Genomic DNA, 25,672 nt, shown 5'->3' with positions numbered 1-25,672 from the left:
GCGGGGGCGAAAAGACGGCTCACTTCAGGTCGAACCCGGCCAGACCGTCGGCCAGAGTTTCCAGTGCCGAGATGTTGCGGATCGACGGGTCCATTCCGTGTGCATCGAGGATCACGATCCGGTTGTTCCTGACCGCATCCATCTGGCTTGCGACCGGATCTGAGTGGAGAAACTCGAGCTTCTTCTCGATGTCGTCGGCAGGAAAGCGGCGGCGATCCATGCGCGCGGCGACGATCACCGTCGGATTGGCCCGGGCGATGGTCTCCCAGCTGACGGTGGGCCATTCCTCGTTGCTCTTGACCACGTTCTCGAGGCCGAGCGCATTCATCATGTAAGCGGGCGCGCCGCCCTGGCCGGCGACATAGGGATCGATATCCATTTCGGCCGAGGAGAACCAGAATACGGCGGAGACATCGTCGGGGAGGTCGAGTGCGGCGGCCTTCCCGATCGCCGCGGCTTCGCGCGCCTTGAGATCGGAGACCAGCGCCTCACCGCGCTCGGCGACGTTGAATATCTCGGCCAGTTCCGAAATACCCTTGTAGACGTTGTCCATCTTGTAGAGTTCGAGGCGGGTGCCATCGACGCCGACGGAATTGTCCTTTCCGAGGCAATCCGACGGCAGGGTGTAGACCGCAATGCCGACATCGGCAAACTGCTCGCGGGTGGCGACGAGACCCTGCGGTCCGACATGCCATTCATATTGCACCGTCACCAGATCGGGGTGCCTGGTGACGACGCTTTCAAAGCTCGGGTCGTTGTCCGACAGACGCTCGATGCCGCTGTCGAGTTCGGCAAATTCGGGCAGGACATCGGTGAACCACACCGAGGTTCCCTTCAGCCGGTCGCCAAGTCCCAGCGAGAAGAGGATTTCGGTGGCCGCCTGCCCCACCGTCACCGTGCTCTCGGGTTCGGCTTCGATGGTGGTTTCCACGCCGCAGTTTTTGAGCGTGAGCGGATAGGTCGTTTCCGCGAGTGCAGGCAGCGCAAGAGAAGCGGCACCGAGCGCCGCCGCGATCAATGATTTGACTGACATGAATAGTCTCCGGTTCGAGATGCGACCGGACACAGAAAGGAGCAGTCGTTCGGACGGCCATGACCGGCGAATGACTTCAGGTCGGGCATGACCGGATTGGCCGAAGCCGCCCTTTCGGGCATCTGATTTAAATACATGGTCCGACACCTCCCCGGACACCCCGCCCGGGCCGCGTTGCTGTTGTGTGCCGGCAGGTCTCCTGACTGACGGGTCGCTGTGTCTCACCGCCTTCCCATGACCCCAAGGATCACAGTGGCTTTCCGGTTCGACACTCGCCGCCTACAGTTGCGGGGGCAGTTCCGTTTCACCGATCATTCGGCGACGGATTCCCTTTCAATTCCTTCTGGAAACCGACACGGTTTGCGTAACCAACTCACACCCTCGTGGCAAGCCACATTCGACCGTCCTGCAGATCAAACCGATGATACCGCCCAAGCGGACGGCTTCGCCGGAATTCGTCGCCAGATTCAAGCGCCTTGTTGCCCGCCCCTTTCCCTGAGGCTTCTGAAGGAAAGAGCCATGAGGAAGAAGAGCGTCAAAATCAGGATGATGGTCGGCGCGGGCGCGCTGTCGAGAAAGAAGCTGAGATAGACGCCGGCGAGCATGGCGGAGAGACAGACCGCGACCGCAACGATCAGCATCCTGCCGAAGCTTCGCACGAGCAGGAATGCGATGGCGCCCGGCGAGATCAGGAGGCCGACGGCGAGGATGAGCCCTGTTGCGGTCAGCGTCGCGACGATGGTCAGCGACAGGATCGTCAAGAGCCCGTAGTGCAGAAATCCGACGCGCAGTCCGGACGCCCGCGCCTGTACCGGATCGAAGGCATGCAACAACAGATCCTTCCACTTGAGCAGCAGCGCTGCGGAAACCGGAAGCGAGATCAACGCCGCGGTCCACAGGTCTTCCGGGCCAACACCCAGCATGTTGCCGAACAGAATATGGTCGAGATGCACATTGGTGTGGATCGAGACGTAGAGCACAATTCCCAGACCGAACATGCCCGAGAAGACCACGCCCATGACCGTATCCTGCTTGACACGACTGTTCGCCGACAGGTAGCCGGTGGCAACCGCGGTCAGCATACCGGCTCCGAAGGCACCGACGATCAGGGGCAGGCCGGCGATATAGGCCAGAACGACCCCGGGCAGGATGGCATGGCTGATCGCGTCCCCCATCAGCGCCCACCCCTTGAGGACGAGAAAGCAGGACAGGAGAGCCGTGGGAACGGAGACGATGACGGCGATCCAGAATGCATTCTGCATGAACGGAAACTGGAGCGGCATGAGCAGCTGGTCGATCATACCGCCGCTCCGCCATCACGGCCCGCAGCGCCCCTTGCCCGTGCCCGCGCGGCGAGAAGGCCGTGTTTGGGCGCGCAGATGAACGTCACCAGGAAGATCAAAGTCTGCAGCACCACGATGATCCCGCCGGTGGCACCATCGAGGAAATAGCTCGCATAGGCGCCAGCAAAACTGGTTCCGGTACCGATCAGGACCGAGGTCGCGATCAACCGCGGGAAGCGGTCGCACAGCAGGTAGGCGGTCGCGCCGGGCGTGACCACCATGGCAACGACCAGAAATGCGCCCACCGTCTGCATGGCGGCAACGACGCAGGCCGAGAGCAGCATGAAGAACACCGCCTTCAGCAATCGCGGTCTGAGACCGATCGATCGCGCGTGACCTTCATCGAAGAAGACGACGACCAGATCCTTCCATTTCGCGAGCAGGACCGCCAGCGAGACGAAGCCGATAATGGCAAGTTGCAGTGTATCCTCGGGCGTGATGGCGAGAATATTGCCCATCGTGATGGTCTGGATGGAGACCGACATGGGATTGACCGAGGCCATGAACAGGCCGAGCCCGAAAAAGGAGGTGAATATGATCCCTATGATCACATCCGCCTTGAGGCCGGACCGGTCGGAGAGAAAGAGCATGGCGGCGGCAGCAAGCCCGCCGGAGATGAATGCGCCAAGCGCGAAAGGCAGACCGAGGAGAAAGGCGCCCGCCACCCCCGGAACGACCGAGTGCGACAGGGCGTCGCCGATCAGCGACCAGCCCTTGAGCATGAGATAGGAGGAGAGGAAGGCGCACACCCCGCCGACGAGCGCCGAGACCCACATCGCATTGGTCATGTAGCCATAGGTGAAAGGCTCGAGAAGCACATTCATCGCGGCTTCTCGGTCACGCGCGTCTTGCCGCCATACTGGATGAAGGGCCGCTCGTCATCCGTCACGATCGAGATCCGGCGGGGATCGTCGTCATCGTGAAGATCCGCTCCCCCCAGAGTAACCTGACGCAGGACGCCGCCGAAGGCCTTTTCGAGATTGGCGCGGGTAAAGGTGGTCTCGGTCGGTCCGTAATCGAGAACCGTACCCTTGACCAGAACCACGCGGTCACAGAATTCGGGGACAGAGCCGAGATTGTGGGTCGAAACCAGCATCACCCTCCCCTCGTCCCGCAATTCGCCCAACAGCGCCACGATCTGTTCTTCGGTCTTGACGTCGACGCCGGTGAACGGCTCGTCGAGCAGGATGACCTGGCCGTCCTGCGCGAGCGCGCGGGCGAGAAATACCCGTTTCTTCTGGCCGCCGGAGAGTTCGCCGATCTGGCGGTGGCGGTAAGCCTGCATGCCGACACGCGTGAGCGCCTCGTCCACGGCGTCCCGATCCCGCTTCGCGGGCCGCCGCAGGAAACCCATATGGCCGTAACGTCCCATCATGACCACGTCCTCGACGAGCACCGGGAACGACCAGTCGACTTCCTCCGACTGCGGCACATAGGCCACGAGATTTTTCTCGAGCGCTTTCCTGACGCTGTGTCCGAGAAGCCTGATCTCGCCCCTGGCCACCGGGACAAAACCCATGATCGCCTTGAACAGAGTGGATTTTCCTGCCCCGTTCACGCCGACCAGCGCCGTGACAGTCCCGCGGGGAATTTCGAACGTGGCCTCACGCAAGGCCGTGTGGCCATTGCGATAGATGACCGAAACATCCCTGCAGGAAATGCCTTCCCCTCTGGTAGTCTCGTTGCCCTGCGGCGTGTCCGGTGAGTGGCTATCGCTCTTGATCATGTCCGTTCACTTCACGCCTGCGCCAAGGCCGTCCGCAATGGTCTGGGAGGTGACCTTCAGCAGGTCGAGATAGCTCGGCACCGGACCATCCGCCTCCGAGAGGCTGTCGACATAGAGAACGCCGCCATAGTGGCTTCCGGTCTCCCGCGCGACCTGCTCGGCCGGGGCGGTATTGACCGTGCTCTCGCAGAAGACCACCGGAATGTCGTTGTTCCTGACACCGTCGATGACGGCGCGCACCTGTTGCGGCGTGCCCATCTGGTCTGCGTTCATCGGCCAGAGATAAAGCTCCTTCATCCCGAAATCGCGCGCAAGATAGCTGAACGCGCCCTCGCAGGTGACGAGCCAGCGCTGCTGTTCGGGAATTGCGGCAATCCGGTCGCGCAACGGCTGCAGCGTCGCGCGCAGTTCGGTCTTGTAGGCTTCGGCGTTGCGAGCATAGATCTCGGCATTCGCCGGGTCCTGTTCGGACAGCGCCTTCCGGATGTTGTCGATGTAGATGACCGCGTTCTCGAGCCCCATCCACGCATGGGGATTGGGCTTGCCCTCATAGGCGCCGGAGGCGATCGAGATCGGGTCGATGCCCTCGGTCAAAGTCGCCGCAGGCACGTCCCTGAGGTTTGAGAGGAACTGCTCGAACCACAACTCCAGATTCAATCCGTTCCAGAGGATGAGATCGGCGTCATGGGCCCGCACGATATCGTGGGGTGTCGGCTCGTAACCATGAATTTCCGCGCCCGGCTTCGTGATCGACACCACCTCGGCGGCATCGCCGGCAACGTGCCGGGCCATATCGGCGAGCACGGTGAAAGTGGTGACGACCTTCAGGCGTTCGGCGGCAGTGGCGGTTGCGCAGGTGAGCGCGAGGACTGCGGCGACGACACCCGATGCGGCGAGTTTCGAGAACATTCAAATCTCCGATCTTGACCATTAAATGCTTCTAGGAATGATTTGCAATTGTCAATCCTGTTGCGAATGGTTTGCAAAAAGCCTTGCGCCATTTCGTTGCTTCGTGGCATGACGGGCCATGACCAATGCCCAACAACGTGCCGAGCATTTCACACAGGCTCTCCGCGCTGCGGGTGTGCGCATCACGCGCCAGCGGGCGGCACTTCTGGACGTTCTCGCCGAGGCAGAGGATCATCCGGATGCCGTCGAGCTGCACCGGCGCAGCAAGGACCGCGCGCCCGGCATCTCGCTTTCCACGGTTTACCGGACGCTCACCGCGCTGGAGGAACAGGGCGTCATTCAGCGTCACCAGTTCGAAGGCGCCTCTGCGCGGTTTGAGCATGCCGACGGCGAGCACCACGACCACATGATCGATGTGGAAACCGGGGACGTCATCGAATTCTGTTCGGACAGGATTGAACGACTGCAGGCGGAAATCGCGCGCGAGATGGGCTACGACATCGTCCACCACCGGATGGAGCTCTATGTTCGCCGCAGATCCAACGGCAAGGCCTAGCCGAAACCGGTTACCGGTTTTCCTGGCTTGAACAGCGGCGGCGCCGGCTCAGCCGGCACCGAACCCAGCCGTCTTGATGACTTGGGGTGGAGCGCTCTTCGCGTCGTTCGGGTGCGGCTTTCGGCTGTCAGTAATAGGTACGTTCCGACATCGGTATGGTTTCGATCCGTTCGAGGAGTTCGGCCAGCAGGAGCTCCTCGGCGCGGTTGTTGCGGGCGTGCGGGTTCCACACGACGTTGACATCAATCTCCGGCACGTCCGTATAGGGCGGCAGGCGCCACAGGAGGCCGTCCTCGGTGTCGCGCTTGACGACGTGGATCGGCAGCGGTCCGATGCCGAGGCCCGCAATGATCATCCGCCGCACTTCCTCGAGGTGGGCCGACGTGCCGACAACCTGCTTGTCGAGGCCGGCGCGTGCGCGCAGCAGCGCCACGGTGCGCAAGGCGTCGTCCATCTGGTCGGTCACGAAACTGACCGAGGAATGTCCCGCGAGATCGCCGATCGAGAGGTCCGAGCGGCCGAAGAGCGGATGGGTGGGGCCGCAGAACAGGCCGAAGAACTCGCGATAGAGCCTGCGGTATTCCAGCCGCGGACTGCGCTCGTGGACGAGGCAGATGGCGAGCGAGGCGCGGCGCGCGACGACTTCGGCGATCGCGAACTTGCTGGCGGCTACATCGATGGAGATCGTCGCGGCCGGGTGAGCGGTGTGAAACGCACTCAGCGCGTCGTTGAAGACCGGCGAGAGCACATGGCTCGCCACCGCGATCCGCACATGGCCGCGCACTTCCTCCGCCACGTCGCGCATCAGGGTTCCGAGCCGCAGGATCGCGCCCTGGATATCGATCGCCTCGCGATAGAGAAGATTGCCGGCATCGGTCAGACGGAAGTGACCCGGCGAGCGGTCGATGAGCTTGCGGCCGAGCCGGGATTCGAGCCGCTTGAGCGCACTCGATACGGTCGGCTGCTTGAGGCGCAGCCGGTCGGCCGCCGCGGTCACGCTGCCCGCTTCCGCCAGGATGACGAAAGTACGCAGCAGGTTCCAGTCCAGTTCACGTGCCAGACGTTCGAGATCCGAATTCGCGGCCATCATAGATTTCTTCTATAGTTAGAATTCTAATTATCTATTTGATCAATATCCGGCAGCTTGGCAAGCTTTCCCCACAAGAACAAAGGGGAACTGGATGGGTGTCGAGGCGCGGGAAGCCCGCCAACCATGGATTCTGTTGTCGCCTGCCCTGGTTGCGATCACGCTTCTGCTGTTCGTTCCGCTGGGCTTCATCCTCGTCTACTCGTTCTGGCTGCGTACGGCCACGGGCGCCGACGTCGCGGGCTTTCACCTCGACAACTGGGCCGAGGCGCTGACCGACAGGTTCTATCGCGACATCCTGTTGAACACGCTCAAGATCGCGGCGATCACGACCGTGGTCTGCGCGGTCGCCGGCTATCCCGCCGCCTATTTCATCGCCCGGTCAAACAGGAACAAGGGCTTCCTGCTTCTGCTTCTGATGCTGCCCTTCTGGGTGAGCTACATCATCCGCACCATGTCGTGGATCAACATTCTCGGCGTATCGGGCGCCCTCAATTCGTTGCTGCTCTGGATGGGCCTCATCGATGAGCCGCTGGCGATGCTCTACAACGAGGCAACGGTGATCCTCGGGCTCGTGCACTTCCTCATGCCCTTCATGATCCTCAACGTCTTCGTCTCCGTCGACGGGATCGACCAGAACCTCGAATCCGCGGCCAACTCGCTCGGCGCGACGAGGGTCCAGACCTTCATCTCGGTCACACTGCCGCTATCGCTGCCGGGACTGGCGGCGGGCGGTCTGCTCTGCTTCGTCCTTGCCGCAGGAACCTATATCACCCCGCTGGTGCTCGGCGGTCCGCGCGACGCCATGTTCGCCAATCTGGTTTTCGAAGCGATCATCACCCAGCTCAACTGGCCTCTCGGTTCGGCGCTCTCGCTGATGCTTCTGGCCGTGCTCGGCGCGCTGGTGCTCGTCTACAACCATTTCCTGGGCATGGCGCAGCTGATGAAGGGGATGGGCTGATGAACCGCGGCATGGGCTGGAGCCTCATCCGTTTCTGGACGTTCCTCGTCTACATCTTCATGTTCCTGCCGGTCGCCGTCGTGGTGCTGCTGAGCTTCAACGCGAGCGAATTCGGCGCTTTTCCGATGAGCGGCCTGTCGTTCAGGTGGTTCGTCGAGCTCGCCCGGAACGAGGCGATCCTGCGGGCTTTCCAGACCTCGATGATCCTGGGCGCCCTGACCGCGCTGATCTCCACGACCATCGGCGTTCTGGCGAGCCTGGCGCTGATCCGCTACAAGGTGCCGGGGCAGAACCTGATCTCGACCATCCTGATCGCGCCGATCCTGGTTCCGGAAGTGGTGCTGGCGGTGGCACTTCTGCTCTTTCTCAACGCGCTGTCGATCAACAAGAGCTTCGCCCTGCTGCTCGCCGGCCACGTGATCTTCACCCTGCCCTTCGTCATCCTCGTGGTTCAGGCTCGCCTCGTCTCGATCCGCCGCGATGTCGAGGAAGCGGCGATGAGCCTCGGCGCAAGCCCGATCCAGACCTTCTTCTCGATCACGCTGCCTCTGCTTCTGCCGGCGGTGCTGGCAGGCGGGCTTTTCGCCTTCACCATTTCCTTCGACGACATCACCGGAACCCTGTTCTGGAAACCGGGCGGCGTCGAAACCGTCCCCACCCAGATTTTCGCGATGCTGCGCAATTCGATCTCGCCGGAGATCAACGCGCTCGGCACCGTGATGATCGCGCTCACCGTCGGGCTCCCGCTTCTGGGGCTGGCCATCGCCCGACGCATGTCCGCCAACTCCGGTGGATGATCCGCATTTGCCTGGCCAAAGCAGCAAAAGGAGATACAGATGGACAGTACCAAACGATATGAACGGCTCCGGGAACGCTATCTCAACGGAGACCTCGACCGCCGCGTCTTTCTCGGCCTGATCGGCGCAGCCGGCCTTGCCTATGGCGTCCGCACCCCCTTCGTGCGTGAAGCGCGCGCCGCGGCCTCCGAAGTCCGTTTCGACGGCTGGGGCGGCGTGGTCTCGGAAGCCTTCCGCGAATACGCCTTCGATCCCTACACCGAGAAGACCGGCGTCAAGGTCGTCGACGGAACCTTCGGCGGCGGCGACGAGTATCTCTCGCGGGTCAAGGCCAGCCAGCCCGGCGGATACAATATCGCCCACCTCTCCGGCGTCTTCGACTATGCCCGCTATGCCGGTCTCGGCCTCGCCTCGGAACTCAACGAGGACAATATCCCGAACCTGAAATATGTGATCCCCAAGCTCGTCGACGTGTTTCGCCCGATCACCGGCGGCAAGATCTCCTGCGTGCCCTACGACTACGGCACTACCGGCCTCGCCTTCAACCGCAAGCACATTTCGGAAGACGAGATGAAGGAGAAGGGCGCCAAGATCCTGCTCGATGAGACGTACAAGGGCAAGATCGCGGGCTGGTCGGACTGGCGCACCCGCATCTGGTACGCGTCGCTGCAGACCGGACAGGATCCGAACAACGCCACCGACATGGATGCGATCTGGGAAGCGATCCGCACCCACCGCGACCTGTCGCTGAAATACTGGACCTCGGGCGCGGAACTGATGAGCCTGCTTGCGGAAGAGGAAATCTACGTGACCGAAGGCTGGTCCGGCCGCATCTACGCGCTGCAGGAGCAGGGTCACGATATCGGCTACATGGATCCGCCGAACGGCTTCGGCTGGCAGGAGTGCCTCTTCGTGCTCAAGGGCTCGCCGATGCCCGAATGCGAGGAACTGCTCAACTTCATGCTTGCTCCGGAAACCTCGATCGCGGTCGCTGAGGGGCAGAACTATCCGCCCGCACTCGATCCGCAGAAAGTCGATCTCGGCAAGAAGATCCCCACGCTGCCCGCCTTCGATCCGACGGGTACACTGGCGGGACTGACCTTTGCCGATCCGGAATACTGGAACGGGCATGAGGCCGAATGGTCGAAGGAATTCGGCCGCATCCAGAAGGGCTATTGAGGCCTCTTTCCACTTGACCGGTCCCCGCGGCAAAGCGGGGACCACCCTGCCCCTTCGAAAGGCCAGAGATTTGAGCACCGTCAAACTCACCGATATCGAAAAGCGCTTCGGCGACTATGTCGCCGTCCATCGCATGTCGCTGGAAATGCCCGAGGGCGGTTTCGTCACCCTTCTCGGGCCGTCGGGTTGCGGCAAGACGACGACGCTCAGGATGATCGCAGGCCTTCTCGATCCGACCGCGGGCGAAATCCAGATCGACGGCAAACGCGTCAACGACGTGCCGATCCACAAGCGCAATCTCGGTCTCGTCTTCCAGAACTATGCGCTGTTCCCGCACAAGACGGTGGCCGACAACATTGCCTTCGGGCTGAAATATCGCGGCGTCGGCAAGTCAGAGACGGCGCAGAAGGTGAAGGACGCGCTGGAACTGGTGCAACTGCCGCATGTGGCCGAGCGCTATCCGCGCGAATTGTCCGGCGGCCAGCAGCAGCGCATCGCGCTGGCCCGGTCCATCGTGATCGAGCCGGACGTGCTTTTGCTCGACGAGCCGCTGTCGGCGCTCGACGCAAATCTGCGCGAGGACATGCGTGTCGAACTCAAGCGCATCCAGGAACGCATCGGCGTGACGACCGTCTTCGTGACCCACGACCAGTCCGAAGCGCTCGCCATGTCCGACCAGATCGTGGTGATGTCCGCCGGCCGGGTCGAGCAGATGGGCGCGCCGCAGGACGTGTATAACACGCCCGGCAGTGAATTCGTCGCCCGCTTTCTCGGCGCCTCCAACATTGTCGAGGCCCGCTGCACCGCGCGCGACGAGACGTCCATCGTGCTCGAAGCCCCCGATCTCGGCCGCATCGTCATTCCGGCAGACCGGGGACCACAGGTGAACGGAACCGGGCCGGTGAAACTGGTGCTGCGCGCCGAGAAGCTGGCTTTGTCGGAAGACAAGCCGTCCGATGGCGTCATCTCGCATTCGGCCAGGGTGGAGACCGTCGACTATCAGGGACAGGCGGCACGCTATTTCATCCGGCTCGGGGAGTTGCAACTGCAAGCCATCAACATGATCGACACCCACCCGCATGGCGAGGGAAGCGAGGTCTCCGCTTCCTTCCGTCCGTCGGACTGCACGGTATTGCCCGCATGACTACATCTCCCGAGCGGCCCAGGAGCCACCTGTTCTATCAGTCCCGCCGACGCCGACCGCTGCTCGACCAGGCGCGCGGCGTCTATCTCTGGGATGTCGACGGCAAGCGCTATCTCGACGGCTCTTCCGGCGCGATGGTGTGCAATATCGGTCATTCCAACGAGCGGGTGCTCGAGGCGATGCGCCGGCAGATGGAGAAAGCCACCTTCGGCTATCGGCTCCATTTCGAAAACGAGGCGGCGGAGAAGCTTGCGGAGAAGACCGCGCAACTTGCGCCTTCGGGCATGGAGCGGGCCTTCTTCGTCTCCGGCGGCTCGGAAGCGGTGGAGAGCGGCATCAAGCTCGCCCGCCAATATGCGCTGGCGAAGGGCGAAGCCCTGCGCTGGAAAGTGATATCGCGCTTTCCGAGCTACCACGGCGCCACGCTCGGCGCGCTGGCGGTGACCGGCTACACGCCCATGACCGCACCTTTCGAGGCCATGATGCGGCCGATGCCGAAGATCCCGGCACCGCGCGCCTATCTCGACGGGCTTGATCCGGACGACCCGGCCACCGGCGCGCATTATGCCGAGATGCTCGAACGCAGGATCGTGGAGGAAGGCCCCGAGACCGTGCTCGCCTTTATCGTCGAACCGGTCGGCGGCGCCTCCACCGGCGCGCTGGTGCCGCCCGCGGGCTACATGCGGGCGGTACGGGAGATCTGCACGAAATATGGCGTTCTGCTGATCCATGACGAAGTGATGTCGGGTGGCGGCCGCACCGGGAAATTCTTCGCCGGAGAACACTGGAACGTCGATCCGGATATCCTCGTCGTGTCGAAGGGCTTTGCCGCCGGCTATGCACCGCTCGGCGCGATGCTGGCGCAGGATCATATCGTCGACGCGGTGCTCGACGACGGCGGGTTCATCCACGGCTATACCTATGCCGGCAATCCCCTCGCCTGCGCCGCCGGCCTCGCGGTGATCGAGGAGATCGAAAACCAGGGCATGATGGCGAATGCGGCGAAGATCGGAGCTCTCCTCAAGGAACGCCTGAAGGGGCTCATGAACCGCTTTCCCTTCATCGGCGATGTGCGCGGCGAAGGCTTGCTGCTTGCCTTCGAACTGGTCTCCGACCGCGTGACGATGACGCCTTTCCCGGCATCCCTCGGCCTTCACGACAAGCTTGTCGAGATCGCCTATTCCAAGGGGCTGATCATCTACTCCCGGCGCACGCGCGGAGGCTATGAGGGTGATCATTTCCTGGTCTGTCCGCCGATGATCGCCACCGAGGCACATGTCGACGAAATCATGGAAACGCTGACGGACTCGCTTGCCGGGCTCGAAGCCGAGATCGGGCCGCTGCTCGACCGGAGCGCGTGAGGCACTCGCATGGACAAGATCATCATCACCTGTGCGGTGACGGGCTCGATCCACACCCCGTCAATGTCGCCCCACCTGCCGATCACCGCCGACGAGATCGCAGAACAATCGATTGATGCAGCCGAAGCCGGCGCTTCGATCCTTCATCTGCATGCGCGCGACCCGGCGGACGGCCGCCCCTCGGCGTCACCGGACCATTTCATGGGCTTCCTGCCGCGCATCAAGCAGCGAAGCGATGCGGTGATCAATCTGACGACCGGCGGCAGCGCGCTGATGAGCCTCGACGAACGTCTCGCCGCCCCCATGCTGACCGAGCCGGAAATGTGCTCGCTCAACATGGGCACGATGAATTTCGCGCTCTACCCGGCAGCCGACCGCATCAGCGAATGGAAACACGATTGGGAGAAGCCGTTCCTCGAAAATTCCGACGAACTGATCTTCCGCAACACTCCGCGCGACATCGCGCACGTGCTCACCGAGATGGGCGAGAAGCGCGGCGCCCGTTTCGAGTTCGAATGTTATGACGTGGGTCATCTCTACATGCTCAGGCACTTCGCCGACCGGGGCATGGTGCAGGCGCCCTTCTTCATCCAGTTCGTCTTCGGTGTGCTCGGCGGCATAGGGGCGGACCCGGACAACCTCTTCCACATGAAACGCATGGCCGACAAGCTGTTCGGCGACGACTACCGCTTCTCCGTCCTCGCGGCCGGACGCCAGCAGATGCCGATGGCGACAATCGCTGCGGCCATGGGCGGGCATGTTCGCGTCGGCCTCGAGGACAATCTGATGATCGAACGCGGGGTTCTCGCCAGATCAAATGCCGAGCAGGTCGCGAGGATCCGCGGCATCGTCGAGGGGCTGGGACGCACGGTCGCAACCCCGGCGGAAGCGCGCGACATGCTCGGCCTCAAGGGTGCGGACAGAACCGCGTTCTGACCGAAACAAAAACATGAACAACTCGGGATATTACCGATGAAAGCCATTCTCGACCCGCGCCAGTCCGCGCATGACCCCAAGCACTTCATGGCCAATGGCAGCAGACTCGCCAATCCGGAGCAACCGCGCCGCATCGAGGTGCTGAAGGGCGGAGCGGAGGCCGCCGGCTGCACATTTCAAGCGCCGCGGGATATCGGGCTCGGACCGATCGCCGCCATCCATTCGGCCGAATATCTGACCTTTCTCAGAACCATCCATGACCGCTGGAAGCGGATCGAGGGGGCGGCCGACGAGGTGATACCCAACGTTCATCCGGCCAACCGCACCGACAGCTATCCGCGCTCGGCGGTTGGCCAGGCCGGGTACCACCAGACCGACACGTCCTGCCCGATTTCTTCGGGAACATGGGAATCGGCCTACTGGTCGGCGCAGACCGCTCTCTCCGGTGTCGATGCCATCGCCGGCGGCGAGACGGCCGTCTATGCGCTCAGCCGTCCTCCGGGCCATCACGCCTTCGCCGACCTCGCCGGCGGGTTCTGCTTTCTCAACAATTCGGCCATCGCCGCGGACGAATTCACCCGGCGCGGGCTTCGCACGGCGATCCTCGATGTCGACGTCCATCACGGCAACGGCACGCAGGGCATCTTCTACCGGCGCAAGGATGTGCTGACCGTATCGATCCATGCCGATCCGATGCGTTTCTACCCCTTCTACTGGGGCCATGCAGCCGAGCGCGGCGAAGGTGAAGGGCTCGGCTACAACCTCAACCTGCCGCTCGAACGCGGCACCGGCGACGAGGCCTATCTGGCAACGCTCGAAACCGCGCTGTCACGCATCGGCGATTTCGGCCCCGACGTCCTTGTCATCGCGCTCGGGCTCGATGCCTATGAGAACGATCCGCTCAGGGGACTCGCGGTGACCACGCCGGGTTTCGCCCGGATCGGTGCGGAGATTGCCAGGGTTGGACTGCCCACCCTGATGGTGCAGGAAGGCGGCTATCTCAGCGAGGAACTCGGCCACAACCTGCGCAGCTTCCTCGAAGGCTATCAGTCGGCATCATGATCCAGACAAGCGATTTCCTCGTCATCGGTGGCGGCATCGCCGGCATATCCGCGGCAGCCTTCCTGTCGGAAACGGCACGGGTCACCGTGCTCGAAACAGAGACGACGCCCGGTTACCACGCGACCGGACGCACCGCTGCCATCTATATCCGCAACTATGGCAACGCCACGCTCAGGGCGCTGAATGCCAATGCCCACGGCTTCCTCGAGCAGCCGGAAGGCGTGAGCGAAACAAGCCTTCTCTCCCCGCGCGGCGAATTGATGATCGCCACCGAGGACGAACTCCCGACCTTCGACGCCTATGTCGCCGGAGCCTCCGGCATGGATCGCCTGACCGCTGCGGAAGCCGTCGAGCTGTTTCCCATCCTGCGCCCCGAGCCGATTGCCGCAGCGGCAATCGAGCGGGATGCGATGGATATCGACGTGGATCGCTTTCTCCAGGGGCTCATCCGGCTGTTGCGCCAGCGTGGCGGCAATATCGTTACCGGTGCTCCGGCCGGCGCGCTGATGCGCAAGGACGGCCTATGGACGGCCGAAACGCCTCAGGGCCGCTTTTCCGCGCCGGTCGTCATCAATGCCGCCGGCGCCTGGGCCGATCAGATTGCCCGACTTGGCGGGGCGAAGCCGCTTTCGATCACCCCGATGCGGCGGTCGGCGGCACTCCTGCCCGCTCCCGATGGCTACGCGATCGACAGCTGGCCGCTCGTGGCATCGGCCAGCGAACGCTGGTACGCCAAGCCGGAAGCCGGCAAGATGATGGTGTCTCCGGCGGATGAAACACCGGTCGAGGCGCATGACGCCTGGGCAGACGAGATGGACCTGGCCGAGGGGCTTTTCCGTTTCGAGCAGGCGGTGACCACGCCGGTCACCCGGGTGGAGACGAGCTGGGCCGGCTTGCGCAGCTTCGCGCCCGATCGCACGCCTGTTTGCGGGTTCGACGCGGAGCGCGAGGGTTTCTTCTGGCTGGCTGGCCAGGGCGGCTACGGCATACAGACGGCGCCGGCGCTCGCGCGACTGACTGTCCAATTGTGCCGCGGCGAAAAAACCGATCTAAACGCCACGACCATCGCCGCGCTTGATCCGAGTCGGTTCGGCGACGCTTAAGAACTACAGTCAGGAAGGAAACGACACATGAGCGACATTACAAGACACGATACCGGCCCACGCATGAGCCAGGCCGTCGTCCACAATTCCACGATCTACCTTGCCGGTCAGGTGGGTGCGAAGGGCGAAAGCGTCACCGCGCAGACGTCCGCCATTCTCAAGAACATCGACGATCTCCTGGCGCGCTGCGGATCGGACAAGACAAAGATCCTCCAGGCGACGATCTGGCTCGATTCCATGGACGACTTCGCCGAGATGAACGCCGTCTGGGATGCATGGGTACCGGAAGGCCACACGCCTGCCCGCGCCAGCGGCGAAAGCAAGCTCGCCTCCCCCGAATACAAGGTCGAGATCATCGTCGTGGCTGCGGCCTGAGGCCTCTCGGCTTCACCATCGACCTCTCCGTTCGCTCGCGCTTGCAAGCAGCATGTGGCGGTGCCACGTTAGCGCGGGCGTGTGCGGACGGAGAGGTGCCAACCGCATATGTCCGGCGTCATGGCAGGAGGTATGATGGCACATTTCTCAAATCCGCTCCGCAAGGTCTGGGCCGAGGGCCGCACAGCCGTCAATGGATGGCTGGCCGTGCCCTCGGTGATCAGTGCCGAGGCCATGGCGGTGGCCGGCTGGGATTCCCTCACCATCGACCTGCAACACGGGACGGCGGATTATTCCGACCTCCTGTCGCTTCTGCCCGTCATAGAGAAATCGGGAGCCGCCTCGATGGTGCGCGTTCCCTGGGTGGATGAAGCCTCGATCATGCGCGCGCTCGACGCCGGGGCCATGGGCATCATCGCTCCGATGATCGAGACTGCGGCGGACGCCGAGCGTTTCGTGTCCTCATGCCTCTACCCGCCGGAGGGCAGACGGAGTTCGGGGCCGATCCGGGCACGGCTCGCCTTCGGGGCCGGCTACCAGCCGTCCGCCAATCGGGAAATCGTCACGCTCGCGATGATCGAAACCCGATCCGCCGTGGACGAACTCGAGGCAATCCTTAAAGTGCCGGGCCTGACGGGGGTCTATATCGGGCCGTCGGATCTCGGATCGGCATTCGGCCACGGGCCGGGGTTCGACCGGAGCGAGCCCGAAGTTCTCGAGCTTATCGAGCATATCCGCAGAACGACGGCCGATGCCGGGCTGGTGTGCTGCCTGCATTGCGGCGCCCCCGATTACGCGCGAGACGTTGCCGCACGCGGCATGAACCTGGTGACAATCAGTTCAGACGCCCGTTTCATCGAAGCCGGCGCAATGGAAACCGTGAAAGCCTTCAGGCGAACTGCCTGAATGTTCCTGCGGCGCGGTTCGCCATCAGATCAGCGGGCACGTCGGCGCGGGCCATGCTTTCCAGCGCACGCTCGGCCAGATCCGGGTCGATACCCTTGCCGAGAATAACGCCGATTTCGCGGGTCAGAAACGCACGCGAATATTCCGGATGAAACTGCATGGAAAAAGCCGGAAACTCGTAATCCAGCATGCCGACGGGGCAATAATCGGCAAAGCCGCTCACACGCGCGCATGGCGGAACGAGGACGACCTGATCCTGATGCCAGACATTCGCATATGTCTCGACGCCGTCGAGCGTGAAACGTCTGGCGCCGACCGCGATCCCGGCGGCCGCCTTTTCCGCGTGTCCACCAAAGGTGTGGGCCATGATCTGGTGGCCGAAACAGATGCCGACCAGCGGTTTGGCTGCATCCCGTGCCGCAAGCAGAAACGCCTTGAGCGGCTCCATCCACGCGACCTGATCGTAAACGCCCGCCTCCGATCCGCTGATGATGAAGCCGTCATAGGCGTCAGGCACCGGAAGCTGGAGGCCCTGAGCGATATCGAGGATGGTGAATTCACTCCCCGGCAGCGCGGGAGCGATCCAGTCGCGGATCTGCCGGCCGGTTTCGGCGAAGGCGGAGGTGCCCGGAAACGGCAGGGTCAGGTTCAGGATCGCGATCTTCATCGTCAAACTTTCCGGCAATTCTATCTCGCCACCTTGCTAACGGGTATGATCGCCGGATGACAAGCCGGTCCGCTCGATGCTCGGCAATTGCAACATTGTTCACATCGACATCGAACTGGATCAGGAACATTCGCAAGTCCCATTCATTTGTCGTCTCAGGGCCAGGGCAACCGCGCCCCGCACGACGATCAACGCACCGGGGAAATGGCAAGATGAGGCAACTGGCGGACAACTTCTGGACCTTCCGCGGCGATTTCAAGATTGCCAAGGTCATCAGTGTCGGAACGCACATGTCTCTCGCAAGACGCGCGAATGGCAGGTTCCTCCTGCTCGACAGCTACGAGCTTGATGAAAGCGACCGCAATTCACTTCTCGCGCTGACGGATGGCGGGCAGGCAATCGAGGCGATCATCAATGTCCATCCCTTCCATACGCTTCACTGTACCGCTGTGCACCGACTGCTGCCGCATGCCCGCCTGATCGGCACCGGCCGCCATCACAGGAAGGCACCGGAATTGCCGTGGGAACAGGGGATCATCGAGGACAAGGCCACGCAGGCACAGTTCGCCGAAGACCTCGATTTCTCGGTGCCGGCGGGCGTGGATCTCGTCTGCGCAAACGAGAATGTCCATTTCTCATCGGTTCTCGTTCGCCACAGGGAGAGCGGCATCGTCCATGTCGACGATACGATCATGGTGCTCGCGGCACCTGGACTGCTCGGCAAGCTGCTGCCTCAATCCAGGCTCAGGTTTCATCCGACGCTGGCAAAGGCGCTGCAGGACCGGCCGGATGCATCCGACGACTTCGAGAAATGGGCCCGCGACATCGCCGACCGCTGGGCTGGTACGCCAATCGTCTGCGCCGCTCACTCTTCGGTCCGCAAACTGTCTCCCGGCGGCTGGCGAAAGGAGATACTGGACGCGCTCTCCGGCGTCGAAAAGACCCTTGCCAGACATCGAGCTGCCCGGCGCTGACCGGATACGATGCAAGGGACGGGAAAGGGCCGATCCTGCCGGCCATTCCCGCATGAACCGAGTTCAGCGGCTCTTCGCGACCAGTCTCAGCGCGCCCTTGAGTGCAATGCCCGAAAGGCTGACTGTATTGGCGGAAAAACCCATGCGATCGAGGGCTTCTTTCTCGTGGGGGTGGGGCTTGGCCGTGAAAGCGGCCGCCGCAAGGCGGATATAGCCCGTGACGGATGATGCCTCCTGCTTGAGGCGGGCGAGCACCGGCAGGAGTTCTTGCTCGATCTCGTCAAAATCCGTGCCGAGCGGAAAGGCCGGCAATAGCTCACGATGCGGGCCGAGCCAGGCCGAAACCGTTTCAGGCAGATTATGCCTTGCGCTGTCTGGCAGCACGTAGCTGCGGGGCAGCTTGCCTGCCTTCTTGGCGCGGGCAACGAGATCCTCCTGGAAGCGGCTGTCGGCGATCTCGACAAGGGCGGCGATGACTTCGGCGTCCGACTTGCCCCAGATATCGGCGACGCCGTACTCCGTGACCACGATGTCGCGCAGGTGGCGGGGAACGGTGGTGCACTCGACGTCCCATGCGATGTTGGAGTGCAGTCTTCCGCCGGACCTGCGGGTCGCCGCAAGCGTGATGACGGAGCGGCCACCGTCGAGCGCCAGAGCCTGTTCGACGAAGTTGAACTGCCCGCCGACGCCACTGACCACGCGACCATCGCCGATCGCGTCCGACATGACGTCGCCCAGAAGGGAAACCTTCATCGCACCATTGATGAAGCGGGCTTTCACCCGCGCGGCGCGCTTCTTCTCCTCGTCGCCGTAAAGCGCATTCGTAAAACTCACCGGGACCATGGCGATCTTGTCGCGGCGGGCTTGCGGCATCTCGCGCAGCGCGCGGTAGAAGTCCCGGGTCTCGACGAAGAAGCCGGCATAGATTGCGCGGCCATCGACTTCGCGTTTGACCACGCCCTCCTCGAAGAGTTTCAGAAGACCGCCGACCAGCATTTCGCTTACGCCGTGAAGGCCCTTTTCGAACGGTTGCGTATCGCCCTGGGGAACCGGGAACGGGCAACCGGCATATATCGCGCCGGCTTTTCCGTGATGGCGCAGCAAAAGCGCGTGGGCGACGGAATCCCCGATGGCGCCGATGCCGATCTGCAGGGTGCCGCCATCTTCAACCAGCCGCGAGACATGCAGGCCGATCGCATGCGCCGTCAGATTGACCGGCCGTTTCACGGCGGAGAAAAGTTCGAACTTCTCGTCCGGATCGAGGACGGCATGAAACTGCTCCTTGTCCACCACAGCGCCCGGCCCGGTCAGGAAAGGCATGTCATCGCTGATTTCGGCGAAGGCGGCAAAATCGAGTTTGCCCTGGTCGCGCAGTCGGAACAGATCGGTGGAAATATCGGTATTCGAGGAGAGACTAAAACCGCCCTCTCCCTCCGCGACCAGCTGAACGAGCACGTTCGGACGGCGTGAAACCAGCACGTCGAATGCGTGCGTGTAATTGGCGGAAAGGTAATTCTGCTGGACCGTATCATTATCCAGCCAACGCCCGGCGAGCAGGAAAAACTCGGAGACCTCGATATTGGCGGGCAGCGCATCCTTGCGAAGCAGGTCCGCATAGAGAAGGCCCGGATAGGCGCCGAACAGACGATCACGGGCGGGGCCGAGGAACCGCCCCTGGATCCCCTCGCCCGCCTCCGGCACCTCAAGTGTCAGGGCCGTGAAGATCTGGAGCCTGATTGCCGGATCGTCGCAAGCGAGCTTGACCAGCGCATTGATCAGGGTGACAGGCTTGCCGAGGCCCAGCGGCAAACCGACCCGGATATCGCCACCCGTCGCCGCCACGATCTCGCGCGCGGCGGCCTCGGCATCTGTCAGTCTGTGCATGGCGATTTACAAGTCGGCCCACCCCGGGTCCGGCGCGAACCGGTTTCCGTGACGCTCCGCGAGTTCCTCAAGACGTTTACGGATTTCTTCGGTACCACGGGTTCTGGCGTAGTGCATAGGCCCGCCGCGGAACGGCGCGAAACCGGTGGCGAAGATCATGGCACCATCCACTTCGTCCGCGCTTTTCGCCACGCCCTTGCGCAGACATTCCACGCAACCGTCGAGCATCGGCAGGATCAGCCGATCGGTCAGGTCGTCGGGTCCGGCTTTGTCCGTATCCGGGCGCGGCGTGCCGTCGGACCAGTCATAGAAGCCCTTGCCGGATTTCTTGCCCTTATTGCCCGCTTCGACCTTACGGCGAAGCTTGTCGCTGCTTGCCGGCATAGGCTTTTCGAGCGATGATTTGAGGCTCTCGGCGACATGCAGGCAGATATCAAGCCCCACCTGATCGGCGAGCGCGACAGGTCCCATCGGCATGCCGAAATCGATCGCCGCCCTGTCGATGATTTCCTTATCGACGCCTTCCTCCATCAACACCATCGCCTCCATGAGATATGGCGTCAGCGCGCGGTTGACGAGGAAGCCGGGATAATCGGTGACAGGCACCGGAAGACGGGAAATCTCGCCGCAAAACGCCATCAGACGTTCAAGCACGTGTTCATCGGTGCCCTCCTGACTGACGACTTCGAGGAGCTGCATCTTCGAGACCGGGTTGAAGAAATGCAGTCCGGCAAAGCGGCCCGGATTCTTCAGTTTCGAGCCAAGCTCGGAGAGGCGCAGGCTGGACGTGTTGGTCGCAAGTATCGCATCCGGCTTCATGCGCTCTTCGGAATCGGCGTAGATCTTTTCCTTGAGTTCCGGATTTTCCGTCGCCGCTTCGATGACCAGATCGGCCTTGGCCAGCCCGTAGCCTTTCGGATCCGGGATCAGCCGATCGAGCACGTCGCGCGTCTCGATACCCGTCAGATGCTTGTCCTTGCAGATCCCGGCCGCGGTTTTCACGGCCTTTCCGAGCGGCTTGAGATCGATGTCGCCGAGCGTGACGCGCTTGCCGCGAATGGCCGCCCAGGCGGCAATCTCCGCGCCCATCTCGCCCGCGCCGATGACGTGGACATGATCTATCCCGTCTTCGCCGCGGGCGGCGTTTTTCAGGCCCTGCTGCAGGAAGAACACACGCTGCAGGTTCTGCGAGGTATCGGATTTGAGCAATGCGGCGAAACTCTCGATCTCCGCCTTCTGCATCGCCTTCCGGTCGTCGCCATGCTCTTCCCAGATATCGATCAGGGCATAGGGCGCGGGATAGTGCTCCTTCTTCGCCTTCTTGCCCGTTTCGGAGCGCATGCGGTTGGCGACCAGCCCGCGCGCCGCCTCGAACTGCAGCGCCTTGGCCTTGAGACCCGGCTTGCGGCGTTCGACCTTGCCCGCGACGACAGCTTCAACCGCCGCCTCGACGTGGCGCTCCTCGACGACCGCATCGACAATGCCGAGCGATCTGGCCTTCTTCGTATAGGCCGTCTTGCCGGTCAGCATCATCGTCATGGCTTCGAGCGGATCGATGAGCGCGGGCAGTCGACAGGTGCCGCCCAGACCGGGGTGAAGGCCGAGATTGACTTCCGGGAAGCCGAATGTGGCGCCGTCAACGGCTATGCGGTAGTCGCAGGCGAGCGCGATCTCGAAACCGGCGCCAAGCGCCATGCCGTGCACGACCGCGATGGTCGGGCAGCGCAGTCTCTCGAAGCGATCGAGGACTTCGGCACCCTTCCGGAGCATACCGACCGCGCCATCGCCGGTCATCTCGCGGAAGCCGTTGATGTCGGCACCGGCTGCGAAACCGTTTTTCTTGGCCGAGCGCAGGACCACCGCCTTGGGCGGAGATTTCTCCAGCGCTTCGACTTCGGCATTGAGTCCTTCGAGGACGGCTTCCGAAATGGTGTTTGTCGAGGTGTCGGCGCAATCGAGCACCAGCCAGACGACGCCGTCGGCCTCGGCCCTGCGCCACGGATGGCCTTCGGCGTTTTCGGCCGGGCCGAGCGCCAATCTGGTTTCACCGAGATAGGAGAGAACGGGCTTGCTCATTGGACGGCCTCCAGAAGCATGGCTCCGCCAAGACCGCCGCCTATGCATTCGGTCGCAATGCCGTATCTGCCGCCGGTGCGCCTGAGCGCATTGGCGAGATGCAGGACGATGCGGTTGCCGCTGGTGCCGACCGGATGACCGAGGGAAATCGCGCCGCCGTCGATATTGAGCTTGTCGCGGTCGATGCGCCCGAAGGCGCCGTCGAGACCGAGAACCTCGCGACAGAAACCGGGATCCTCCCAGGCCGCCAGGCAGGAAAGCACCTGGGCTGCGAAAGCTTCGTTGAGTTCCCACAGGTCGATGGTGTTGAGTTCGAGCTCGTTGCGCCTGGCAAGCGGCGTCGAGCTCATCACCGGACCGAGCCCCATGACGGAGGGATCGAGGGCTGCCCATTCGCTGTCGACGATGCGGGCGATGGGCTTGAGGCCGTGTTTTTCAACGGCCTCCTCGGATGCCAGGATCACCCAGGACGCGCCGTCGGTGATCTGGCTCGAATTGCCTGCGGTCACCTTGCCATAGGGGCGCTCGAATGCGGGTTTGGGTTTTGCCAGACCGGCGAGATCGCTGTCGGGACGCACGCCGTCATCGGCCTCGTAGACATTGCCATCGCGGTCGATGGCCGGCACCACTTCGTCATCGAGCCAGCCTTCCTTCTGCGCCCTGGCGAGCCGGTGATGGCTCTCCATTGCGTAGGTATCGGCCATCTTGCGGGTGATATCGAAACGGTGGGCGAGAATTTCAGCCGTCTGACCCATCGAGAGTTCGGTCACCGGATCGGTAAGACCGCGCTCGAGGCCCACGACGGGCTTGAAGAATTCAGGCTTCAGGCCGGCCATGGCCTTCGCCTGATCGAGCGGTCCCTTGGCCATGGCAAGCTTGCCGAACCATTCCGACGCGCTCTGGCGCAGGACCAGCGGCGCATGACTGAGGGATTCAGCGCCACCTGCCAGGATCATGTCGTGGCTGCCGTCGCGGATATAGCGGTAGGCGGTGTCGATCGACTGCATTCCGGAGCCGCAATTGATCTGCACGGTGAAGGCCACCATGTCCTCGCCGAGGCCCAGCCGCAGCGCAGCGACGCGCGCGGGGTTCATCTCGTCGGCCACCACATTGACGCAGCCGAGAATGACGAGATCAAACGTTTGCGGATCGAAGCTCTGCCGTGCCAGAAGCGGGCGGCCGCACTGCACCGAGAGATCGACGGGAGTGAAAGGGCCGGGGTTGCCGCGCGCCTTCAGGAATGGCGTGCGGGCTCCATCGACGAGATAGACTGGACGGCTCATTCTGCTGCGATCCTCGAAGCGTCCTCAGGCTTGAAGCCTTCGTAATAGCGGGCCAGCTCTTCCGGCGTGAAGTCATCGACTGCCGTGACTTCGCCGACCAGCTTCTCCATGTGGGCGATCTTGCCGCGTTCCTCGTCGGTGATCGTGCCGGCAGCCAGACCATCGTCGGGCGTCTGCCTTGCCTTGCGGAGTTTTCTCATCACGGGGTCGAGCTCCACCACGGCCGCATAGGCTTCGTTGAGCTTGGCCACTCCCGGCCGCTGCCCGGCCGCGCCGAGATGTCCGGTGATGCGGTCGCGGGTCGCGGACGGCTCGTAAATCAGGTTGGCGCATTCCGCGATCAGTTCGTCGCTCGGACCCGTCGTGCCACCACCTGGCAGCGTGACTAACCGGGCCACGGCGCGGGCGAATGCCGACGGCATGTTTTCCAGCACCTCGTTGAGAAGACGACGGATCGTGTTGAAGGAGCGTGTGGCCGCATATTCGAGGATCGGGAGATCCGCATCCTGCTGGCCTTCGTCCTCCCAGCGCTTGAGCGCTGCCGACATCAGATACATCTCGGACAGGATGTCGCCCATGCGGATCGAGATCATCTCACGGCGCTTGAGTTCACCGCCGAAGACCAGAAAGCACAGATCGGCGACGAGTGCGTATGACGCGGACCAGCGGGCGAGTTCGCGATAGATATGCGCGACCGGGGCCGAGCCGTTCGGCGCGGGCGCAACCCAGCTTCCGCTCCAGGCGCGGATGAAAGCACGACCCGCGGTCTTCACGCTGTGGCCGACATGTGCCCAGAACGACTTGTCGAAAGCATCGAGGCTTTCTTCATCGTCCTCCATCGCCAGCGCCTGCATCTCGTCGAGCAGATGCGGGTGGGCGCGGATCGAGCCCTGACCGAAGATGATCAGCGCACGGGTGACGATATTGGCGCCCTCCACGGTGATGCCGATCGGCACCGCGCGATAGAGCGGGAGCAGATAATTGGAGGGACCGTCGATCACGGCCTTGCCGGAATGAACGTCCATCGCGTCGTTACAGGCCTCACGCATGCGAAGCGTCGCATGGGCCTTCATGATGGCGGAGATGACGGAGAGCGCGCGGCCCTCGTCGAGACCGGCACAGGTGAGCCGGCGGGCTGCATCCATGACGTAGGAATCGACCGCCATCCGGGCCATCGGGATCTGCACGCCGCCGAACTTGCCGATGGGCAGGTTGAACTGCTGGCGGATACGGGCATAGGCACCGGTCGTGTGAGCGGACATGGCGATGGCTGCCGTCCCCATGGACGGCAGGGAGATGCCGCGACCGGCGGCAAGCGCGCTCATCAGCATCATCCAGCCGCGACCGGCATAGTCCGGCCCGCCGATGATGTGGTCGAGAGGCACGAAGACGTCCCTGCCGGTCGTCGGCCCGTTCATGAACATGGTGGTGGAGGGAATATGGCGACGCCCCGTCTCGACACCGTCGAGATCGGTCGGAACCAGCGCGCAGGTGATGCCGACTTCCTCACCCTTGCCGAGGTGGTTTTGGGGGTCCCGAAGCTTGAATGCGAGGCCCAGAACCGTGCAGACGGGCGACAAGGTGATGTAGCGCTTGGCCCAGTTGAGACGGATGCCGAGCACCTCCTCGCCGTTCCACATGCCCGTCTCGACGACGCCCTCGTCGACCATGGCCGATGCGTCGGAGCCTGCCTCGTTGCTGGTCAGGCCGAAGGCGGGAAGCTCTGTGCCGTCGGCAAGACGCGGAAGCCAGTAGTCCTTCTGCGCGTCGGTGCCGAACTGGTGGATCAGTTCACCCGGGCCGAGCGAATTGGGGACCATCACGGTGACGGCGGCTGCGACCGAGCGGGTGGAAATGAAACGCACGACCTCGGAATGGGCAAAAGCCGAGAAACCGAGACCGCCATGCTTCTTGTGGATGATCATGCCGAAGAAGCCGTTCTTGCGCAGGAAGCTCCACACTTCGGGCGGCAGGTCGGCATCCTGCTGGTTGATCTTCCAGTCGTCGATCATCTCGCAGAGTTGCGCGCAGGGTCCATCGAGAAACGCCTGCTCTTCCGCCGTCAACGTCGGCGCCTTGACCGCGTGCAGTTTCGAATAGTCGGGATTGCCGGAAAAGAGATCCGCTTCCCACCAGACTTCGCCGGCGTTGAGCGCTTCCGCTTCCGTCATCGACAGACTGGGCAGGGCCGTCTTTGCCCAGCGGTGAATCGGTCTTGTGAGCATTTTCTTACGGATGTCCATCATAAGACACCAACGCGCAAAAGCGCCGAGGGTTCCCGCAGCCCCGACCCGGCAGAATGTCGCAGGT

General features: G+C 63.0%; 23 protein-coding genes and 1 riboswitch. Of the genes, 12 read left to right on the top strand and 11 right to left on the bottom strand.

All coding sequences use genetic code 11. The features are described 5' to 3' along the window. Window positions 1–19: 19 nt before the first annotated feature. The 5 genes from E2A64_RS18020 to E2A64_RS05440 form a co-directional block, all read right to left on the bottom strand. Entirely contained in the window at window positions 20–1,033 is a 1,014-nt protein-coding gene (locus E2A64_RS18020) for an ABC transporter substrate-binding protein (protein WP_158285690.1), read from the bottom strand. Between the two features lie 172 nt (window positions 1,034–1,205). Then, a riboswitch (cobalamin riboswitch) is annotated at window positions 1,206–1,403 on the bottom strand. A gap of 97 nt (window positions 1,404–1,500) precedes the next feature. After that, window positions 1,501–2,334 carry a metal ABC transporter permease gene (locus tag E2A64_RS05455; protein ID WP_133283383.1) on the bottom strand — a complete coding sequence of 278 codons (834 nt, stop codon included), beginning with the start codon at window positions 2,332–2,334 and terminating at the stop codon, window positions 1,501–1,503. Beyond that, the gene (locus tag E2A64_RS05450) at window positions 2,331–3,200 is read right to left on the bottom strand and encodes a metal ABC transporter permease (protein ID WP_133283382.1); all 870 of its coding nucleotides are present in this window, start codon (window positions 3,198–3,200) and stop codon (window positions 2,331–2,333) included. Before E2A64_RS05450 ends, E2A64_RS05455 begins: the two co-directional genes overlap by 4 nt. Next, window positions 3,197–4,102: a manganese/iron ABC transporter ATP-binding protein gene (locus tag E2A64_RS05445; RefSeq protein WP_133283381.1), complete on the bottom strand. Its 906-nt coding sequence runs from the start codon at window positions 4,100–4,102 to the stop codon at window positions 3,197–3,199. Before E2A64_RS05445 ends, E2A64_RS05450 begins: the two co-directional genes overlap by 4 nt. Window positions 4,103–4,108: 6 nt before the next feature. Then, the gene (locus tag E2A64_RS05440; protein ID WP_133283380.1) at window positions 4,109–5,011 is read right to left on the bottom strand and encodes a metal ABC transporter substrate-binding protein; all 903 of its coding nucleotides are present in this window, start codon (window positions 5,009–5,011) and stop codon (window positions 4,109–4,111) included. A gap of 118 nt (window positions 5,012–5,129) precedes the next feature. On the opposite strand from E2A64_RS05440, the gene E2A64_RS05435 reads away from it, so the two are divergent. Next, window positions 5,130–5,567, top strand: a complete 438-nt coding sequence (locus tag E2A64_RS05435) for a Fur family transcriptional regulator (RefSeq protein WP_133283379.1) — start codon at window positions 5,130–5,132, stop codon at window positions 5,565–5,567. Window positions 5,568–5,694: 127 nt separating this feature from the next. On the opposite strand, the gene E2A64_RS05430 is transcribed toward E2A64_RS05435, so the two are convergent. Then, window positions 5,695–6,654 (bottom strand): LysR family transcriptional regulator, encoded by a 960-nt coding sequence (locus E2A64_RS05430; RefSeq protein WP_133284275.1) that lies wholly within the window; start codon window positions 6,652–6,654, stop codon window positions 5,695–5,697. A gap of 94 nt (window positions 6,655–6,748) precedes the next feature. Between E2A64_RS05430 and E2A64_RS05425 the strand changes: the two genes are divergently transcribed. From E2A64_RS05425 to E2A64_RS05380, 10 genes are all read left to right on the top strand, one after another. Further along, entirely contained in the window at window positions 6,749–7,615 is an 867-nt protein-coding gene (locus E2A64_RS05425) for an ABC transporter permease (RefSeq protein ID WP_133283378.1), read from the top strand. Then, window positions 7,615–8,412, top strand: a complete 798-nt coding sequence (locus tag E2A64_RS05420) for an ABC transporter permease (RefSeq protein WP_206662421.1) — start codon at window positions 7,615–7,617, stop codon at window positions 8,410–8,412. Before E2A64_RS05425 ends, E2A64_RS05420 begins: the two co-directional genes overlap by 1 nt. A gap of 39 nt (window positions 8,413–8,451) precedes the next feature. Beyond that, window positions 8,452–9,591, top strand: a complete 1,140-nt coding sequence (locus E2A64_RS05415) for an extracellular solute-binding protein (RefSeq protein ID WP_133283377.1) — start codon at window positions 8,452–8,454, stop codon at window positions 9,589–9,591. 70 nt (window positions 9,592–9,661) lie between these two features. Continuing rightward, window positions 9,662–10,735, top strand: coding sequence for an ABC transporter ATP-binding protein (locus E2A64_RS05410; RefSeq protein ID WP_133283376.1), 1,074 nt, complete (start codon window positions 9,662–9,664; stop codon window positions 10,733–10,735). Continuing rightward, window positions 10,732–12,096: an aminotransferase family protein gene (locus E2A64_RS05405; protein WP_133283375.1), complete on the top strand. Its 1,365-nt coding sequence runs from the start codon at window positions 10,732–10,734 to the stop codon at window positions 12,094–12,096. Before E2A64_RS05410 ends, E2A64_RS05405 begins: the two co-directional genes overlap by 4 nt. Window positions 12,097–12,105: 9 nt before the next feature. Then, the gene (gene kce, locus E2A64_RS05400) at window positions 12,106–13,032 is read left to right on the top strand and encodes a 3,5-dioxohexanoate:acetyl-CoA acetone transferase (protein ID WP_133283374.1); all 927 of its coding nucleotides are present in this window, start codon (window positions 12,106–12,108) and stop codon (window positions 13,030–13,032) included. 36 nt (window positions 13,033–13,068) lie between these two features. Then, the gene (locus E2A64_RS05395; RefSeq protein ID WP_133283373.1) at window positions 13,069–14,094 is read left to right on the top strand and encodes a histone deacetylase family protein; all 1,026 of its coding nucleotides are present in this window, start codon (window positions 13,069–13,071) and stop codon (window positions 14,092–14,094) included. Next, window positions 14,091–15,197 (top strand): NAD(P)/FAD-dependent oxidoreductase, encoded by a 1,107-nt coding sequence (locus tag E2A64_RS05390; protein WP_133283372.1) that lies wholly within the window; start codon window positions 14,091–14,093, stop codon window positions 15,195–15,197. The genes E2A64_RS05395 and E2A64_RS05390 overlap by 4 nt, the downstream gene beginning before the upstream one ends. Window positions 15,198–15,224: 27 nt before the next feature. Continuing rightward, on the top strand, window positions 15,225–15,572 hold the full coding sequence (locus E2A64_RS05385) for a RidA family protein (RefSeq protein ID WP_133283371.1): 348 nt from the start codon (window positions 15,225–15,227) through the stop codon (window positions 15,570–15,572). A gap of 135 nt (window positions 15,573–15,707) precedes the next feature. Continuing rightward, window positions 15,708–16,478 carry an HpcH/HpaI aldolase family protein gene (locus tag E2A64_RS05380; RefSeq protein ID WP_133283370.1) on the top strand — a complete coding sequence of 257 codons (771 nt, stop codon included), beginning with the start codon at window positions 15,708–15,710 and terminating at the stop codon, window positions 16,476–16,478. Here the strand turns inward: E2A64_RS05380 and E2A64_RS05375 are convergent. After that, window positions 16,462–17,145, bottom strand: coding sequence for a type 1 glutamine amidotransferase (locus E2A64_RS05375; protein WP_133283369.1), 684 nt, complete (start codon window positions 17,143–17,145; stop codon window positions 16,462–16,464). The two genes, E2A64_RS05380 and E2A64_RS05375, sit on opposite strands and share 17 nt — an antisense overlap. Window positions 17,146–17,357: 212 nt before the next feature. Between E2A64_RS05375 and E2A64_RS05370 the strand changes: the two genes are divergently transcribed. After that, window positions 17,358–18,119, top strand: coding sequence for a hypothetical protein (locus E2A64_RS05370; protein WP_133283368.1), 762 nt, complete (start codon window positions 17,358–17,360; stop codon window positions 18,117–18,119). Window positions 18,120–18,182: 63 nt separating this feature from the next. Here the strand turns inward: E2A64_RS05370 and E2A64_RS05365 are convergent, their stop codons facing one another. The 4 genes from E2A64_RS05365 to E2A64_RS05350 are packed head-to-tail and all read right to left on the bottom strand — an operon-like array spanning window position 18,183 to window position 25,605. Next, complete coding sequence (locus E2A64_RS05365; protein ID WP_133283367.1) at window positions 18,183–20,003, bottom strand: acetyl-CoA hydrolase/transferase C-terminal domain-containing protein; 1,821 nt, start codon at window positions 20,001–20,003, stop codon at window positions 18,183–18,185. A gap of 6 nt (window positions 20,004–20,009) precedes the next feature. Next, window positions 20,010–22,079: a 3-hydroxyacyl-CoA dehydrogenase NAD-binding domain-containing protein gene (locus E2A64_RS05360; protein ID WP_133283366.1), complete on the bottom strand. Its 2,070-nt coding sequence runs from the start codon at window positions 22,077–22,079 to the stop codon at window positions 20,010–20,012. Then, window positions 22,076–23,362 carry an acetyl-CoA C-acetyltransferase gene (locus E2A64_RS05355; RefSeq protein ID WP_133283365.1) on the bottom strand — a complete coding sequence of 429 codons (1,287 nt, stop codon included), beginning with the start codon at window positions 23,360–23,362 and terminating at the stop codon, window positions 22,076–22,078. Before E2A64_RS05355 ends, E2A64_RS05360 begins: the two co-directional genes overlap by 4 nt. Next, on the bottom strand, window positions 23,359–25,605 hold the full coding sequence (locus E2A64_RS05350; RefSeq protein ID WP_206662420.1) for an acyl-CoA dehydrogenase: 2,247 nt from the start codon (window positions 25,603–25,605) through the stop codon (window positions 23,359–23,361). The genes E2A64_RS05355 and E2A64_RS05350 overlap by 4 nt, the downstream gene beginning before the upstream one ends. Window positions 25,606–25,672: the final 67 nt, after the last annotated feature.

The sequence above is a fragment of the Pseudohoeflea suaedae genome (genome assembly GCF_004354915.1).
Lineage (GTDB): Bacteria > Pseudomonadota > Alphaproteobacteria > Rhizobiales > Rhizobiaceae > Pseudohoeflea > Pseudohoeflea suaedae.
Note: the sequence above shows the minus strand (reverse complement) of the source record. Positions and strands in the feature narration are given on the sequence as shown.

Excerpts from the sequence above, each read along its gene's own strand:
- E2A64_RS18020 (WP_158285690.1), bottom strand. The coding sequence starts at position 1,033 with ATGTCAGTCAAATCATTGATCGCGGCGGCGCTCGGTGCCGCTTCTCTT.
- E2A64_RS05415 (WP_133283377.1), top strand. The coding sequence starts at position 8,452 with ATGGACAGTACCAAACGATATGAACGGCTCCGGGAACGCTATCTCAAC.
- E2A64_RS05455 (WP_133283383.1), bottom strand. The coding sequence starts at position 2,334 with ATGATCGACCAGCTGCTCATGCCGCTCCAGTTTCCGTTCATGCAGAAT.
- E2A64_RS05435 (WP_133283379.1), top strand. The coding sequence starts at position 5,130 with ATGACCAATGCCCAACAACGTGCCGAGCATTTCACACAGGCTCTCCGC.
- E2A64_RS05390 (WP_133283372.1), top strand. The coding sequence starts at position 14,091 with ATGATCCAGACAAGCGATTTCCTCGTCATCGGTGGCGGCATCGCCGGC.
- E2A64_RS05355 (WP_133283365.1), bottom strand. The coding sequence starts at position 23,362 with ATGAGCCGTCCAGTCTATCTCGTCGATGGAGCCCGCACGCCATTCCTG.
- kce (WP_133283374.1), top strand. The coding sequence starts at position 12,106 with ATGGACAAGATCATCATCACCTGTGCGGTGACGGGCTCGATCCACACC.
- E2A64_RS05360 (WP_133283366.1), bottom strand. The coding sequence starts at position 22,079 with ATGAGCAAGCCCGTTCTCTCCTATCTCGGTGAAACCAGATTGGCGCTC.
- E2A64_RS05440 (WP_133283380.1), bottom strand. The coding sequence starts at position 5,011 with ATGTTCTCGAAACTCGCCGCATCGGGTGTCGTCGCCGCAGTCCTCGCG.
- E2A64_RS05365 (WP_133283367.1), bottom strand. The coding sequence starts at position 20,003 with ATGCACAGACTGACAGATGCCGAGGCCGCCGCGCGCGAGATCGTGGCG.
- E2A64_RS05395 (WP_133283373.1), top strand. The coding sequence starts at position 13,069 with ATGAAAGCCATTCTCGACCCGCGCCAGTCCGCGCATGACCCCAAGCAC.
- E2A64_RS05370 (WP_133283368.1), top strand. The coding sequence starts at position 17,358 with ATGAGGCAACTGGCGGACAACTTCTGGACCTTCCGCGGCGATTTCAAG.
- E2A64_RS05350 (WP_206662420.1), bottom strand. The coding sequence starts at position 25,605 with ATGGACATCCGTAAGAAAATGCTCACAAGACCGATTCACCGCTGGGCA.
- E2A64_RS05375 (WP_133283369.1), bottom strand. The coding sequence starts at position 17,145 with ATGAAGATCGCGATCCTGAACCTGACCCTGCCGTTTCCGGGCACCTCC.
- E2A64_RS05385 (WP_133283371.1), top strand. The coding sequence starts at position 15,225 with ATGAGCGACATTACAAGACACGATACCGGCCCACGCATGAGCCAGGCC.
- E2A64_RS05425 (WP_133283378.1), top strand. The coding sequence starts at position 6,749 with ATGGGTGTCGAGGCGCGGGAAGCCCGCCAACCATGGATTCTGTTGTCG.
- E2A64_RS05445 (WP_133283381.1), bottom strand. The coding sequence starts at position 4,102 with ATGATCAAGAGCGATAGCCACTCACCGGACACGCCGCAGGGCAACGAG.
- E2A64_RS05430 (WP_133284275.1), bottom strand. The coding sequence starts at position 6,654 with ATGGCCGCGAATTCGGATCTCGAACGTCTGGCACGTGAACTGGACTGG.
- E2A64_RS05405 (WP_133283375.1), top strand. The coding sequence starts at position 10,732 with ATGACTACATCTCCCGAGCGGCCCAGGAGCCACCTGTTCTATCAGTCC.
- E2A64_RS05380 (WP_133283370.1), top strand. The coding sequence starts at position 15,708 with ATGGCACATTTCTCAAATCCGCTCCGCAAGGTCTGGGCCGAGGGCCGC.
- E2A64_RS05450 (WP_133283382.1), bottom strand. The coding sequence starts at position 3,200 with ATGAATGTGCTTCTCGAGCCTTTCACCTATGGCTACATGACCAATGCG.
- E2A64_RS05420 (WP_206662421.1), top strand. The coding sequence starts at position 7,615 with ATGAACCGCGGCATGGGCTGGAGCCTCATCCGTTTCTGGACGTTCCTC.